We start from the raw sequence: 13,982 nt of genomic DNA on the forward strand, positions 1-13,982 counted from the left end.
GGGCGGTGTCGGCAGGGTGCCACCCACTCACGCGGGCGACGGTTCAGGCGGAGACGGGTTCCTCGATGCGCAACCCTCGGGCGCGGACCTCGCCGGCGACCCGGGAGAGCACCGAGTCGAGGGCGACCAGTGCGGCGGAGAGCTCACCGAGCTGTTCGTTGAGCGTGTCCTCGGACCACGCGGAGACATCGACATCTCCCAGCGCGCTGACAGCGGCCCCCAACCGGGCCATCACCTCGTTCGTACTCATGTACGAAAGGCTATAACAGCCGACCATCCGACACGCCGTAAACTCCCAGATCAGGCCCAAAGTTGCCGTTCTGACACCTAACCGCCGACCGCCGCCACGTTGCGCAGGAGCAGCGCCTCGGCGAGGCAGACCCGGGCGAACTCCCCCAGGTGCAGACTCTCGTTCGGGCCGTGCGCGCGGGCGTGCGGGTCCTCCACGCCCGTCACCAGGATCGCCGCCTTCGGAAACATCTCCTGGAAGGTGGCGATGAACGGAATCGAGCCGCCGACGCCGATGTCCACCGGGGCGGTGCCGTCCCAGGCGGTCCGGAAGGCCGAACGGGCGGCATCGAACATCGGCCCGGACGCGTCGATCACGCACGGGTCGCCGTCGTGTTCGAAGGTGACCGTCACCTGCGCACCCCACGGCGCGTGCTGCTCCAGGTGCGCGCGCAGCGCCGCGTACGCCCGCTTGGGGTCGTCGCCCGGGGCGAGGCGGACGTTGAGCTTCGCCTTCGCGGCCGGGACCAGGGCGTTCGGCGCCTCGCCGGTGGACGGCGCGTCGACACCGAGGATGGCCAGCGCCGGCTTGGTCCAGAGCCGGTCGGTGATCCGGCCGGTGCCGATGAACTGCACGCCGTCCGCGAGCCCCGCCTCGGCTCGGACCCGGTCCTCCGGGTAGTCGACGGTGGCGCCCTCCCGGCCGACGAGGCCGTCCACTGCCACGTCACCGGCGTCGTCGTGCAGCGTCGCCAACAGCCGGACCAGCGCGGTGAGCGCGTCCGGCACGGCGCCGCCGAACATGCCGCTGTGCACCGCGTGGTCCAGCGTGCGCACCTCGACGAAGCAATTGACGATGCCCCGCAGCGAGGTGGTCAACGCCGGTACGCCGATGTCCCAGTTGCCGGAGTCGGCGATCACGATGACGTCCGAGGTGATCTCGTCGCGGTGCTCGGCCAGGAGTTGCTCCAGCGAGTCGGAGCCGTACTCCTCCTCGCCCTCGATGAAGAGGACCACGCCGACCGGCAACGCGTCACCGTACGCGCGCAGCGCCGCCACGTGCGCCATGATGCCGGCCTTGTCGTCGGCCGCACCCCGGGCGTAGAGCCGGCCGTCCCGTTCCACCGGCTCGAACGGGTCGGACTCCCACAGCGACCGGTCGCCGACCGGCTGGACGTCGTGGTGGGCGTAGAGCAGCACGGTGGGCGCGCCGGGCGGGGCGGCCCGACGGCCGATCACCGCCGGCTGGCCGCCGGCTCGTACGATGTCGACGTCCAGGCCACAGCCACGCAGCAGCTCGGCGACCGCCTCGGCGGAGCGTTCCACGTGCGAGTGGTCGAAGCCCTCGAAGGCGATGCCGGGGATGCGGACGAGGCGCTCCAGGTCGGCCCGGACGCCGGGCATCTCCCGCTCGACGGCGGCCCGCACCTCGGACTCGGACATGATCGGTGAGGTCATGACCGGCATCGTATGCCGGCCTTACCGGGGCGTGCCGGCGGAGCCCGTACCGTCACCGCTGTCCGCGGGGCCGGCGCCGGCCCGCGCGCCCGGGGCGGCCCGCCCGGCGCGGTGTGCGCGGCCCGCCGCCTCGGTGGCGGCGTCCATCCAGGAACGGGCCCGACCGGCGGTGCCGCCCACCCACTCGCCGACGTCGCTCGCGCCGTCGCCGAGCCGGCGCAGCAACCCGACCAGCGGGTCTGTGGAACGGCTGAACTCCTCCCGGTACGACGCGGCCGCCGCCTTGATCTCCTCCGACACGCTTGTCGAGCTGTCGTCCTCGCGGCGGGGATAGTCCCCGGCCAGCACCTGCCCGTACGCCCCGGAGTCGATCCACTGGCGCAGCGACGCCGCCCGCGCCACCGGCACCGGGTGGGTGCTCCACGCGGTCATCCGGATCTTGTGCAGGCTGTCGCGCAGGTCGCCGCCACCGGAGTACTCGGCGGCCTGCTCCAGGAAGGCGGTGGTGTCGACCTGGGACAGGTCACCACCGCCAGCGAGCTTCATCAGCAGCCGCAGCGCGGCGGCCGGGTCCTGCCCGGCGAGCAGGCCGGCCCGGTCGGCGGAGAGTTCCGCCTTACGCCACCACTCCAGCATCGCCGCGATGATGGCGCGCAGCGCGATCGCGCCGACCGGCAACCAGCTCAGGTTGGCCGCCCACCGGGTGAGAATCATGAGCATGGTCTTGTAGACCGCGTGCCCGCTGCCCACGTGCCCCAACTCGTGGCCGAGCAGGCAGCGCAGCTCGTCCTCGTCGAGTTGCTGCACGCAGGCGGAGTTCAGCACGATGAACGGCCGCTCCAGCCCGACCGCCTCGGCGCCCAACCAGGGCGACTGGGTCACGTACAGCTCGGGCAGTTCGGCCACGTCGAGCGCCGCCGCGGCCTCGGTGTAGCGCTGCCACACCGCCGGGTACTGCCTGTGGTCGACCCGGATGCCGGAGGCCAGCACGGACAGCCGGAAACCCCGCTCGTTCCACATCCCGAAGAACGCCCGCACCACGTCGTCGAAACCGCGCAGCTCCCGCAGCGCGACCAGGGCACCTCGGTCGGCCGGATGCTCCCAGGCCCGCGAGCTGATGCCGCTGAGGGTGATCCGACGCCGCGCTGGCGCGTCCGCTGCCGTCATGGTGGCTCCCCGTTCGCCGTAGCTCTCCCGCATCGTGCCGCAGTCGGTGGCCCACGTCCATGCCCCGCTCAGCGAAGCCGCACGTAGTACCGGTCCGCGTCGTACGGCAGTGTCGGCGCGCCGTCCACCAACAGGTCGGCGTGGGTCGCGGTCTCGTCGACGGCGAAGTGCGCCCGCTCCCCGTCATGCCAGCGGCGCAGCTCGGGCAGGATCTCCGGCCCGTCCCGGGCGACAGCGCGAGCCAGCCGCAGCGACGTGGGCGCGGTGACGAACACGGCCAGCGTCAGCTCCGGCCGGACGACCGCCCGGGCGGCACTGACCCCCTCGACCACCAGCACCGGAGCCACCGGCACCGGAACCGGCCGGGGCAGAAAACACTGCCGGACCCAGCTGTACCGCCGGTAGGCGCCCGGCTCCCCGTTACGCAGCGGGGCGAGCACCCCCTCGTCGAGCCGGGGCCAGAAGGTGACCTGGTCGTCCCACCCGTCGAGCAGGTCGTCGGTGTGCACCACCGGCGGTCGGCCGCCGAGCGGCCCCGCCAGGGCATCCGCGAGCCGCGCGGCGAACCGGCTCTTGCCCGCGCCGCTCGGCCCGTCGACAGCGACCAACCGGGTCCGCCCCAACCGCGCCGGGCCCGCGAGCACCCGACGAGCCAATTCGGCGTACGCCTCGACAACCGCAACGGTCGGTCCGCCAGTTCCGGGGTTCAGCGCAGCCTCCCGTGGTGCATGACCGAAGTATGCCGCCACCGCTGCTGGGCAGGGTGATCGACTCGGGTTCATCGACGTCGCGGTATCCCTGTTGGCCCGTGTCGATCGTGCCGGTTGCGGGGTCGGCGTGGGCCACTCTGACACGTCCGGCTGACCGCCCTGGCCGGTCACCGTCACGTCCGGGGGAATTGGTGCGGCGACGGGTGACGGGCGGCCCGTTCGCCGCCCGGGGTGCCAGCGAATCGGCATGATCGGGTGGTGCTCCGAGACGTGATGAGCCCCGGTATAGACGCCCTACTCGAACAGGCCCGCGCCGGGCTGCACCGACTGACTCCGCAGCAGACCGTCGAGGCGGTCCGCGGCGGCGCGTTGCTGGTCGACACCCGTACCGAACTACAACGCCGCGAGCAGGGCGACCTGCCGGGCGCTGTCGTCATCGACCGGACCGTACTGGAGTGGCGTCTCGATCCGGCCAGCGCCTGGCGGATCCCGGAGGCCACCGGGTACGACCGGGAGATCATCCTGGTGTGCCGACAGGGTTACAGCTCCAGCCTGGCAGCGGCCAGCCTGCAGACCCTCGGCCTGCGCCGGGCCACCGACATGATCGGCGGCGTGGACGCCTGGCTCGCCGCCGGCCTGCCCACCACCGACCGTCCCGCCGACATCCGCCCCTGATATCCCCAGCCTTGCCATGCGCGGTCCCGCCTGCACCCGCCCCAGGGGACGGGGCGCCGGTCAGGACGGGGCGCCGGTCAGGACGGGGCGCCGGTCAGGACGGGGCGCCGGGTGGGATGAAGGGCAGGTCGGCGGGTGGACCGGATTCGATGAGACGCCAGAGGGCATCGGTGTCCAGGTGTTCCTCGACCAGGTCGCCGAGCAGGTCGAGTGAGCGCTCGCGGGCGGCGGCGAAGCTGGTGGCCGGCGCGACCCGGAACCCGCTGCGGCCGGCCAGGCGAGCCGCCTCGGTGAGGAACCACCGGCGGAACTCGTCGGACTCGAACGCCCCGTGCCAGTGCGTGCCGTGCACCACGCCGAGCACCGCACCCTCCCCGACACCGTCGTCGCTGGTCAGCAGCGGGGGCAGGCCCGGGTCGGCGTGTGAGACGTACCCGTGGTGGATCTCGTAGCCCCGCACCGGCAGGCCACCGTGGCCGGTGCCCACCGACTGCCGGACGGTCTTGCGCGGGTCGAAGGTGATGTCGATGGGCAGCAGACCGAGACCCGGGACGCTGCCCTGCCGGCTCTCCACCGGGTCGTGGATGGCGCGGCCGAGCATCTGGAAGCCGCCGCAGAGGCCGAGCAGGGGCTTGCCGGCCGCCACATGGGTGGCCACCGCGTCGGCGAGACCGGTTTCGCGCAGCCACCCGAGGTCGGCGACGGTGGACTTGGAGCCGGGCAGGACGACCAGGTCGGCGGCGGCCAGTTCGGCCGGTTCGATGGTGAGGCGTACGCGGACGCCCGGCTCGGTGGCGAGCGCCTCCACGTCGGTGGCGTTGCTGATCCGGGGCAGGCGGACGACGGCCACGTCCAGCCATTCGCTTCCGTGCGGGGCGGCGGGTCGGCCGAGCACCCGGCCGTAGGCGAGTGAGTCCTCCGCGTCGAGCCACAGGTCCAGTGCCCAGGGCAGCACCCCGTACGTGGGGCGGCCGGTGACCTGACGCAGCATGTCCAGGCCCGGCTGGAGCAGCCCGAGGTCGCCCCGGAACTTGTTGATCACGAATCCGGCGATCAGCGCCTGGTCGGCCGGGTCGAGCAGGGCCACTGTGCCGAACATCGAGGCGAAGACACCGCCCCGGTCGATGTCGCCGACGACGATGGTGGGCAGGTTGGCGTGCCGGGCCAGCCCCATGTTGACGTAGTCACCGGCCCGCAGGTTGATCTCCGCGGGGCTGCCGGCGCCCTCGCAGATCACCACGTCGTACGTCTCGCGCAGCTCGGCCAGTGCGGCGTACGCGGTCTCGGCGAGCCGGGGACGTAGCTGCCGGAAGGTGCCCGCGGTGATCGTGTCGACCGCCTCGCCCAGCAGCACCACCTGACTGGCCAGGTCGCTGCCCGGCTTGAGCAGCACCGGGTTGAACCGCAGGTCGGGTGCGAGCCCGCACGCCGCTGCCTGCATGGCCTGGGCCCGCCCGATCTCGCCGCCGCGCCCGTCCGGCCCGACGACCACCGCCGAGTTGTTCGACATGTTCTGCGCCTTGTACGGCGCCACCTTCACACCCTGCCGGTGCAGCCAACGACAGATGCCGGCGGTGAGCACGCTCTTGCCGGCGTCGGACGTCGTGCCGGCCACCAGCAGCCCGCCGCTCACCGCCCACTCCTCCGCCGCGCCCCGACGCGCCCAGCCACGCCAGCCAGCCCGCGCCCTCCGGCCGCCTCTGCGGGCCCTCGTCGACCCACCGCGCCGATCAGTGCACGCCTGCTCACCGCACCGACCAGCCGGCCGAGCGTCACCGGGTACGCGGCGGCCAACCCGACGGCGGCCAGCCCCACGGCGCCGGAGATCCGGGCGGCCCGCTTCAGGTGCCGCGCCTCCGGGCGGGGACCGTCGCCGAGGAACGGCCGCACCTCAGAGCGCCCGAAGTAGACGTTGCGACCACCGAGGCGGACCCCGAGCGCACCGGCCATCGCCGCCTCGCACTGACCGGCGTTGGGGCTCGGGTGGTCGTTGCGGTCCCGCCGCCACACCTGCCAGGCGCGCTGCCGGTCCCCGTGCGCGACCGGCGCGACGGCGATGGTGAGCAGCCCGGTCAGTCGGGACGGCACGAGGTTGAGTACGTCGTCGAGCCGAGCGGCCGGTGTGCCGAACCGCGCGTAACGCGTCGACCGGTGCCCGACCATCGCGTCGAGGGTGTTCGCCGCGCGGTAGCCCAACAGCCCGGGCAGACCGGCGACCGCGCCCCAGAGCAGCGGCGCGACCACCGCGTCGGAGGTGTTCTCCGCGACCGACTCGACTGTGGCACGGGCCAGCTCCGACTCGCCCAGCGTCGACGGGTCCCGCCCGCAGAGGTGACCGAGGCGTCGCCGGGCGGCGGGCAGATCACCGTCACGCAGCGTACGACCCATGACGGTCGCCTCGTGCCGTAGCGTGCGACCGCCCAGCACTGTCCACGTGCCGGCCGCCACCAGCACCGCCCGGGTCACCGGCCGGTGCCGGGTAGCCGCCGCAGCGACCGCCCCGAGCAACACCGGCCCGCCCACGGCCAGCGCGGTGAATGCCGCACCCGCCGTTCGGTCCGGACGGTAGAGGCGGCGCTCCAGCGCGCCAGCGGCCTGCCCGAAGCCGGCCACCGGGTGCCACCGGCGGGGGTCGCCGAGCACCCTGTCCAGCGCGTACCCGGCCAGCAGCCCCACCGCGTTCGCCATTGGCGCTGTCCGTCGCACCCGCACCACCTCCGGCCGGCCAGCCTAGACGAGCACTCCGTGAACCAGCCCAACCCACGGTCCCGTACCGGCAACGAGAACCCGTGGAGCGAACAGGCAGGCCAACCTGCCGACGCCCGTCACGCGGGGTGACGACGCTTGTCGCGCCGCCACCCCGCCCCCGTCGTGCCGCACCGTGCCGTGCCGGGTGGTGCCCTTTTGCCGCAGCACCCGTGACCGAGACGGTGCCTTGGCCAGCTCGACCGCCGCCCAACCCACGACGGCCGAGCCGATCGGTCAGGCTGGCTGCGGGACCCGGCCCCGACCACGCCGCCCCCGACCGGGCTGCGCCGGCTCCGGCTGCCCCTCGTCGGGCACCGGCCCCAACTCGATGTCCAGGTCACCGTCGGCGTTGTCGTCGTCCGCCTCGGGCGGAGGGGCCAACTCGTCGTCGAGGTCCGGCGGAACGTCGGCCTGCCCGCCGCTCGCAAGCGCTCCGCCGTCACCGAAGACCCCGCCGCTCGGGGAGCTGTCGTCGCCCGCCGGGGCGTTGCCGAACGGGCTGGTCCGCAGCTCCGCGTAGTCGGGCAGCTCGAAGTCGTCGTCCAGCGGACGGTCGTCGGGCAGCACAGGCGCCTGCCCGGCCGGCACCGGCTCGGTGGGCTCGCCGTGCACCCGACTCTCGGCCTCCGCGTCCTCCACGGTGCTGGTCGCCATGCTCGGCCGGTTGCGCAGGAAGCGGGCGCGCCCCCGGGACAGGTCGTGGCCGACGGCCACCGCCTCCAGCTCGTAGAGCGTGCGGTGGTTACCGCCGTCGTCGGTCCAGTCGCGGGTGTAGAGCCGCCCGCAGACCACCACCGGATCGCCGACCATGACGGAGGCCGCCACCCCCTCGGCGAGCTTGCGCCAGCAGTTGACGCGGACGCGGAGCGAATTGCCGTCAACCCACCGGCCGCTGTCCCGATCGAGTCGGCGGGCGGTCGAGGCGACCTTGAAGTTGGCCACCAGGGTGTTGCTCTGGGTCGTACGCCGCCACTCGGGCGTAGTCAGCACATTGCCGACGATTGTCACGTAAGTGTCGAACATCGTCCCTCCAGGGGGATCGGGGCTGCCAGCGCGAGTCGACTCGACACCGAGCATCGACACTGAGGACGCCCTTCGTGAGCGCCCACCCCCGACCTGTGGATGACGAACCCACCTGTGGACAACGCCCTGATCACGCCCGGATGTGGTACGCCCGACCCGCCCGACCCGCCGGCCACGGTTTCCGTGGCCACCGGAACTGGGTAAGGACTTGATCAACGCACCACCGACAGCTCCACGTCGACGAGAGGTCAGCGCCATGATGATCACTACCATCGGCTCCGCGAACGCTTCCGAGGCGCAGCGGTGAGCGCCGTGGCGAACCCGGCCACCGTGGCTGAGTGCCTGCGGGTGGGCGCCGGGTTCTCCCAGGGCGACCGCAACTGGATCGCCGAGCAGTTCGCCACCCTCGACGCCCGGCTCGCCAGCTTCCACGCTGACGCCACCGAGCTGGAGGTGTCGGTGAAGGACCGGGAGGCGCGTGGTCAGAAGGTCACCCTGGAGTGCTGGATCGCCGGCCGGCAGAAGATCGTCACCACCTCCGCCGAGGAGGACCTGCACGCGGCCCTGAACGACGTCCGTGACGACCTGCGCCGTCGGCTCAACGACGCCAAGACCCGCCAGGAGCCCCGTCACAACAAGCACCTGCGCGACCTCCCGCAGCCGCAGATGGAGGCTGACGAGTCCGAGAACCCGGCCCCGCGCGCCGACGCGGAAACGGTCTGACCCACGCCCCACCCTCGCGATCTTGCGCTTTCGGCTCCCGAACAGCGGCTGTTGCCCCTGATGTCGGGACAGAAACTGCAAGACCGCGGGGGTGAGTGGGGTGAGCGGACGTGAGTGGAGCGGGCGGGCGCGGGCTACCGCTCAGTAGGTTGGCGGCGTAGCGTCGCGTTCGTGGAACCGGACGTGTTGGGGCCGCCCTACGAGCGGCAGACGATCGACCTGGGCACCGACGACGAAGGCCCCGTTGTCGCGACACTGGTCCGGCGGCGGGCCGAGCGCCCCACCGGGCGGGCCGTGCTCTACGTGCACGGCTTCGTCGACTACTTCTTCCAGACGCATCTGGCTGACTTCTTCGCCGAGCGAGGCTGGGATTTCTACGCGCTCGACCTGCGCAAATACGGCCGCAGTCTGCTCCCCGCCCAGACCCCCAACTTCTGCCGCGACATCAGCGACTACTTCCCCGAGCTGGACGCCGCCGCCGAGATCATCCGCAAGGACGACGGGCACGACACCCTGTTGGCGATGGGTCACTCCACCGGCGGCCTGATCATCTCGCTCTGGGCGGACGCCCGCCGCGACACCGGCACCATCGACGGCCTGGTGCTCAACAGCCCCTTCTTCGACCTGAACGCTCCCTGGGCGGTCCGCCGACCCCTCGCGGCCGCCGCGTCCCGGCTGGGCCGCAGGGCGCCGCACCGCATCCTCCCGTTCGGGCTGGGCACCGTGTACGGCGAGAGCATCCACTCCGACCACCGCGGCGAGTGGACCTATGACCTGGCGTGGAAGCCGCTGGCCGGGTTCCCGGTCCGGGCCGGCTGGCTGAACGCGATCCGCACCGGGCAACGCCGGCTGCGCGCCGGGCTGGACATCCAGGTGCCGGTGCTGCTGGCCTGCTCGAACCGGTCCTTCCGAGGCACCAAGTGGCACGACAACGCGACACTGGCCGACGCCGTACTGGACGTCGAGCACATGGTCCGCTACGCACCCCGCCTCGGTCGCCACGTCACACTGGCCCGCTTCGACGGCGGGTTGCACGATCTCACGCTCTCCGGCCCCGCCGTACGGACAAAGGTCTTCGACGAGGTGGGCCGCTGGGCCGAGGCGTTCCTCGCCGCCGGCCCCACCGCCCCGGCCGATGCGGCGAGGGCGGCGACGCCCGGCGGCTGACCAGGCCGGACGGCACGCGGTTCAGACATCGCCGGGCGTCGCCGGGAGGACGGCACGGATCCGGTCGAAGGTCGCCACCGGGTGCGCGTCGACACCGGGCAGGACCAGGCCCAGGCAGTACGGGGAGACCTCACCGGTGGGTTCAGCCTGAACGATGAAGACCGGCGCGCCGACGTACCCCGGCGGCAGCTCGGTGGTGATCAGCACGGCGTCCCCGTCGCGGACCACCCGCTCGATCGCGACCTCCAGCGGCCGCGAGCCGTCTTCGCGTACCCCATGGGCCAGCACGAAAGCGGAACTGGCGTCGGCGCCGAGGCGGGCGACCACCTCGGGCCCGGCGGCGATCCCCGCCGGCACCGGCTGGACGCGCCACCGCCAGCCGCCGTCGCCGGCGTACCGGTGCAGGCCGGCGGTCGGCAACACCGCGACCCCGTCGCCCGCGAAGCGAGCCCAACCGGGCACGATCTCGGTCTCGACAATGACGGCCGGGGCCACCCCCGCCGGCTCGGTGACGCTCGCCCGCAGGCTCAACTCACCACCCGAACCGCTCACCAGGTCGGCCGCCGTCAGCAGCGACTCCCCCACCGGGTCGTCGCCGCCCTGAAAGAAGAACGCGGTACCGACGTCGTTCGATGACCGGTACGGCAGGATGGCGCGACCGACGACCTGGCACAACTCGTAGGCGACGTCGCTCTCGGCGTCGGAATCCAGCAACACCAGCCAAAGGTACGGTCCGCGGCGAGGCCGCTTCGCGGTAACCCGGATGCCCGCTACGAGGCGGACGTGAGACTCTGCTCGGCAACGTGGACGCGGGCACCCTTTTCGCCGTCGGGCAGTGGGACGGCGGTACCCTCTGGGCGCGACATCCACGCCACACGCGCCCGTAGCTCAGCGGATAGAGCAGGGGACTTCTAATCCCAAGGCCGCAGGTTCGAATCCTGCCGGGCGCACAGGCAAGCCCTCCCTCTGACCAGCTCCATGGGGCAACTCGTGGTGCGAGCGCGCTCCGGTGGCCCGTGGCAGCCTCGAGCGGACGCAGCAGCGCCTGTGCGGCGAGATCGATACCCTGCCCAGTGGGTCACTGCGGGTGAAGGTCTACGCCGGGTCGGACCCGATCAACGGGAAGCGGCACTACCTGACCGAAGCCACCCCTGCCGGCCGCACCGCGGCCGAGGAAGCCGAGAAGGCCCGTAACCGACTGCTGGTCCAAGTGGATGAGCGGCGCAACCCGCGCACCCGCGCCACGCTCGACCTGCTGGCAAATCCGTCACCTCGTCAATGGCATCGGGATGGCTTGACGACAAGCTGCACGTGTCGTGCGGGGTTGCAGCATTATGACCGTCCATATAGTCTTCCCGGCACTGACGGCAGCTCAAGGGCTGTCGCTTACAAACCATCAACGGGGGAACTAGTGGGAATTAAGCGACTGGCGGCGATTGGTTCTGCCCTCGGGATCGGCATCATGATGACCGTTCCTGGGGTAGCCAATGCAGCAAACTCTGGATGCGTTTACGAGGGCTCCGACCGAGCGTGCTTCATCAACCTCTCTAATGGGCAGGCCCAACTTGAGGTGTGTGACAACGAGGCCGACGGCAACGGTGTGTATGCATGGTTCTACAGCGGCATCTACCACACGGCCTCGATCAAGGTCGGTGACGGCAACGGAAGCAGTGCTGGCTGCGGGACGCGCGTCTGGAGCGTGGGAGTTTACGACGTGAAGATCTGCGAAGATGACGCAGGCGAGGACACCTGTCGTTGGTTCACCTCGTCCTAAGGTGGCAAGCGAATCTCCTCGCCGAGCGTGGTTAACCAGCCGCCTTCCGGTAGTCCCGGCTGCTTGCCCAAGCTCGGCGAGGAGATTCGCAACTTCTCCGTGACATGACCCCGCTACCGAGTACCTGCGGGAGTAGTAGGGGTGACGTCCGGGCCTCCTCTGCGGAAGGTGCCGCCAGTCTGTCTCCATCCCTGGATAGGGGCCACGGACTGCGAAGCCCGTTCGGGGCCAAGGGTGGTCGCAGCTCATCGGTGCGCCGATGCGTAAGGCCTTGACGCCGGGCGGCATAAAGGCCACCATCACAACGCCTACAGCCTGTCCCCTGCGGCGGACCACTGGACCATTTTTCATCCCTTATGGAGGGGTTGAGCAGCGAATCCTGCCGCGTCTTGTTCATTGCGAAGTCTTGGACGTGCATCCGGCCTTGCTTTTCCGCCCACTGACGGTAATATCTCCGTGTTTTTGCTTGCAACGGGGAGGAAGACCACATGCGATGGAAGTTCCCGGCCGGCGCCCTATTGGCGCTGGCCTTTTTGATTCCGGCGGCACCGGCGGTGGCTCACATCGAATCGCCCGGGCTGAACGAGGCCTGCCAGACGGTCGAGCGCAAGGTGTACAAGGACATCCGCGAACTTGTCACCATCGACCTGGATACCGCCACCGATCAGGAGGTACGGGTGTTGGCCGCCCAGATCCTGGCCGCGGCGAACGCCGACTCGTTGCCCGTTCTGCCCGGCGCCATCCAGGATGCGCTGAAGGGCACTGAGGACGAGCTCCGCGCATTCCTCAAGACGGGCGTGCAGAATGCCTGGTCAACGGCTCTGCGAATCACTGTGGTCCGAACGTTGACGGACGCCGGTGCCAACGTGGAGGCGGCCGCACAGAAGGTGCTCGGCGAGGCGACCGTCGATGCCTACCTGGCTTACCTGAACGACGGCCTGTACGCCGCCCGTGAGCTTGACTGCGCGTCTCAGCCCACCCCGACGCCGACGGCTCAGCCCACACCGAGCGCTACGCCCAGCGCCACGACGACCGCTGTACCGACTCCTACCGTCTCCGGCAGCCCGGGTGCACCCGGCGGCGACGGTGGCGAGGGCGGTGGGCTGCCCGTGACCGGTGCTGACACCGCGACCGTGGCCGGCATTGGCAGTGTGCTCCTGCTCCTCGGCGGCGCGGGCTACCTGATCGGACGCCGACGCCGTTCCCGCTTCGTGGCATAGCGCAACTGACGCGCCCGGCTCGACGCGTCGTCGAGCCGGGCGTGTCAACGCCGTTCGTGGCCGTCGCGGATGCAGCGGGGGCGGTCGTACTGGGCGAACGCCCGCTTGCGCCATTTCGTCGGACCTGCCCGCGTAGCGAGAAGTCGCTGCGCTGATAGCGTCGGACGGTGTCGATGTTCCGCACTCCCCAGGTGATCCTCTTCAGCGAGGACGTCTCCCGCGCCGCCGAGTTCTACACCGGTCTCGGCTTCACCGAGACTTTCCGGGTGCCGGCCGAGGGTGAGCCGATCCACATCGATCTCGTGCTCGACGGCTACAAGATCGGCGTCGCCTCGGTGGCCTCCACCCGCGACGACCACGGGCTCGACCCCGTGTCCCAGGGCCAGCGGGCCGCCGTGATCCTCTGGACCGACGACACCGCCGCCGCGTACGCCGAACTCACGGCGGACGGCGCCCCCGCACTGGCCGCACCACACCGGTGGCTTGATCGCCTGCTGATCGCCTGGACCGCCGACCCGGACGGCAACCCGATCCAGATCGTCCAACAGCTCTGACGGTCTCGTCTGGCAGGCCCGCCCGGACGTGTGCTCAGCCCTGCTGGTGACGCTCATTGCGCCGAAGGGCCTCTTCGAGTTGGTCCTCAAGAATGATGATCCGGCAGGCCGAGGCCAGGTCGGTGCCCTGGTCGCACATCTCCCGAGCTCGCGCGGCAAGTCGCAGTTGGTAGCGGGAGTAGCGGCGGTGCCCCCCACTGGACCGCTGCGGGTCGATCAGTTTCGCAGCGCCGAGTCGGCGTAGGAAGTCCTGCGAGCAGCCGAGGATCTCGGCGGCACGGCCCATCGTGTAGGCGGGGTAGTCCTCATCGTCGAGCATGTCGTCGGGTTGAGCCATGGAACCTCCATCACGAGGGCCCCGGTGCTCGGAAGCACCGGGGCCCAAGGGTTGTGGGTCAGGAACACCATCTACCGACAGAACGTCGGCTTGTCTTGTCCGCACCAGCCGTCAGGGACGGCTTCGGGTGCGAGGATCGCGTAAGCGTGACCGGAGACCACCTCTCGTTCGAGGGAAACTGCGGTGTCCGCGCCCAGC

Annotated in this window: 15 protein-coding genes and 1 tRNA gene; 7 read left to right on the plus strand and 9 right to left on the minus strand. The window is 71.2% G+C overall.

What is annotated here, in order from left to right; translation table 11 throughout:
- Window positions 1-43 precede the first annotated feature (43 nt).
- The 4 genes from GUI43_RS03275 to GUI43_RS03290 all read right to left on the minus strand — a co-directional run bounded on the left by GUI43_RS03275 (window position 44) and on the right by GUI43_RS03290 (window position 3,635).
- Window positions 44-250, minus strand: a complete 207-nt coding sequence (locus GUI43_RS03275; RefSeq protein ID WP_030333429.1) for a hypothetical protein — start codon at window positions 248-250, stop codon at window positions 44-46.
- A 77-nt stretch (window positions 251-327) separates the two neighbouring features.
- Complete coding sequence (locus GUI43_RS03280; protein WP_181518425.1) at window positions 328-1,671, minus strand: dipeptidase; 1,344 nt, start codon at window positions 1,669-1,671, stop codon at window positions 328-330.
- Between the two features lie 36 nt (window positions 1,672-1,707).
- A complete protein-coding gene (locus GUI43_RS03285) occupies window positions 1,708-2,853 on the minus strand; it encodes a M48 family metallopeptidase (RefSeq protein ID WP_112601440.1) in 1,146 nt (381 codons plus the stop codon).
- 68 nt (window positions 2,854-2,921) lie between these two features.
- Window positions 2,922-3,635, minus strand: coding sequence for a uridine kinase family protein (locus GUI43_RS03290; RefSeq protein ID WP_425271094.1), 714 nt, complete (start codon window positions 3,633-3,635; stop codon window positions 2,922-2,924).
- A 201-nt stretch (window positions 3,636-3,836) separates the two neighbouring features.
- Here GUI43_RS03290 and GUI43_RS03295 point away from each other — a divergent pair, with 201 nt between their 5' ends.
- On the plus strand, window positions 3,837-4,238 hold the full coding sequence (locus GUI43_RS03295; RefSeq protein WP_112584171.1) for a rhodanese-like domain-containing protein: 402 nt from the start codon (window positions 3,837-3,839) through the stop codon (window positions 4,236-4,238).
- Window positions 4,239-4,332: 94 nt separating this feature from the next.
- Here GUI43_RS03295 and GUI43_RS03300 read toward each other — a convergent pair whose 3' ends face one another.
- The 3 genes from GUI43_RS03300 to GUI43_RS03310 form a co-directional block, all read right to left on the minus strand.
- Window positions 4,333-5,871, minus strand: coding sequence for a cobyric acid synthase (locus tag GUI43_RS03300; RefSeq protein WP_112697962.1), 1,539 nt, complete (start codon window positions 5,869-5,871; stop codon window positions 4,333-4,335).
- Window positions 5,868-6,926, minus strand: a complete 1,059-nt coding sequence (locus GUI43_RS03305) for a cobalamin biosynthesis protein (protein WP_112697963.1) — start codon at window positions 6,924-6,926, stop codon at window positions 5,868-5,870. Before GUI43_RS03305 ends, GUI43_RS03300 begins: the two co-directional genes overlap by 4 nt.
- Window positions 6,927-7,220: 294 nt before the next feature.
- Entirely contained in the window at window positions 7,221-8,009 is a 789-nt protein-coding gene (locus GUI43_RS03310; protein WP_112697964.1) for a single-stranded DNA-binding protein, read from the minus strand.
- A gap of 303 nt (window positions 8,010-8,312) precedes the next feature.
- Between GUI43_RS03310 and GUI43_RS03315 the strand changes: the two genes are divergently transcribed.
- Together GUI43_RS03315 and GUI43_RS03320 are read left to right on the plus strand one after the other, a co-directional pair.
- Window positions 8,313-8,732, plus strand: coding sequence for an HPF/RaiA family ribosome-associated protein (locus GUI43_RS03315; RefSeq protein ID WP_112584115.1), 420 nt, complete (start codon window positions 8,313-8,315; stop codon window positions 8,730-8,732).
- Window positions 8,733-8,903: 171 nt separating this feature from the next.
- Entirely contained in the window at window positions 8,904-9,899 is a 996-nt protein-coding gene (locus GUI43_RS03320; protein ID WP_170158669.1) for an alpha/beta hydrolase, read from the plus strand.
- A gap of 21 nt (window positions 9,900-9,920) precedes the next feature.
- On the opposite strand, the gene GUI43_RS03325 is transcribed toward GUI43_RS03320, so the two are convergent.
- Window positions 9,921-10,616 carry a hypothetical protein gene (locus tag GUI43_RS03325; protein ID WP_112697965.1) on the minus strand — a complete coding sequence of 232 codons (696 nt, stop codon included), beginning with the start codon at window positions 10,614-10,616 and terminating at the stop codon, window positions 9,921-9,923.
- A 160-nt stretch (window positions 10,617-10,776) separates the two neighbouring features.
- On the opposite strand from GUI43_RS03325, the gene GUI43_RS03330 reads away from it, so the two are divergent.
- From GUI43_RS03330 to GUI43_RS03345, 4 genes are all read left to right on the plus strand, one after another.
- Window positions 10,777-10,849, plus strand: a tRNA-Arg gene (locus GUI43_RS03330).
- Between the two features lie 59 nt (window positions 10,850-10,908).
- On the plus strand, window positions 10,909-11,673 hold the full coding sequence (locus GUI43_RS34435; protein WP_249037640.1) for a hypothetical protein: 765 nt from the start codon (window positions 10,909-10,911) through the stop codon (window positions 11,671-11,673).
- A gap of 488 nt (window positions 11,674-12,161) precedes the next feature.
- A complete protein-coding gene (locus GUI43_RS03340) occupies window positions 12,162-12,893 on the plus strand; it encodes an LPXTG cell wall anchor domain-containing protein (protein WP_112584112.1) in 732 nt (243 codons plus the stop codon).
- Window positions 12,894-13,066: 173 nt separating this feature from the next.
- Complete coding sequence (locus GUI43_RS03345; RefSeq protein WP_244220642.1) at window positions 13,067-13,447, plus strand: VOC family protein; 381 nt, start codon at window positions 13,067-13,069, stop codon at window positions 13,445-13,447.
- 34 nt (window positions 13,448-13,481) lie between these two features.
- Here GUI43_RS03345 and GUI43_RS03350 read toward each other — a convergent pair whose 3' ends face one another.
- Complete coding sequence (locus tag GUI43_RS03350) at window positions 13,482-13,784, minus strand: MerR family transcriptional regulator (RefSeq protein WP_112584110.1); 303 nt, start codon at window positions 13,782-13,784, stop codon at window positions 13,482-13,484.
- Window positions 13,785-13,982: the final 198 nt, after the last annotated feature.

This window comes from Micromonospora noduli (genome assembly GCF_003264365.1).
Taxonomy (GTDB): Bacteria; Actinomycetota; Actinomycetes; order Mycobacteriales; family Micromonosporaceae; genus Micromonospora; species Micromonospora noduli.

What these genes read in the sequence shown, in the direction of transcription:
- GUI43_RS03275 (WP_030333429.1), bottom strand. Translation starts at nt 250, where the DNA reads ATGAGTACGAACGAGGTGATGGCCCGGTTGGGGGCCGCTGTCAGCGCG.
- GUI43_RS03280 (WP_181518425.1), bottom strand. Translation starts at nt 1,671, where the DNA reads ATGTCCGAGTCCGAGGTGCGGGCCGCCGTCGAGCGGGAGATGCCCGGC.
- GUI43_RS03285 (WP_112601440.1), bottom strand. Translation starts at nt 2,853, where the DNA reads ATGACGGCAGCGGACGCGCCAGCGCGGCGTCGGATCACCCTCAGCGGC.
- GUI43_RS03290 (WP_425271094.1), bottom strand. Translation starts at nt 3,635, where the DNA reads ATGAACCCGAGTCGATCACCCTGCCCAGCAGCGGTGGCGGCATACTTC.
- GUI43_RS03295 (WP_112584171.1), top strand. Translation starts at nt 3,837, where the DNA reads ATGAGCCCCGGTATAGACGCCCTACTCGAACAGGCCCGCGCCGGGCTG.
- GUI43_RS03305 (WP_112697963.1), bottom strand. Translation starts at nt 6,926, where the DNA reads ATGGCGAACGCGGTGGGGCTGCTGGCCGGGTACGCGCTGGACAGGGTG.
- GUI43_RS03310 (WP_112697964.1), bottom strand. Translation starts at nt 8,009, where the DNA reads ATGTTCGACACTTACGTGACAATCGTCGGCAATGTGCTGACTACGCCC.
- GUI43_RS03340 (WP_112584112.1), top strand. Translation starts at nt 12,162, where the DNA reads ATGCGATGGAAGTTCCCGGCCGGCGCCCTATTGGCGCTGGCCTTTTTG.
- GUI43_RS03345 (WP_244220642.1), top strand. Translation starts at nt 13,067, where the DNA reads ATGTTCCGCACTCCCCAGGTGATCCTCTTCAGCGAGGACGTCTCCCGC.
- GUI43_RS03350 (WP_112584110.1), bottom strand. Translation starts at nt 13,784, where the DNA reads ATGGCTCAACCCGACGACATGCTCGACGATGAGGACTACCCCGCCTAC.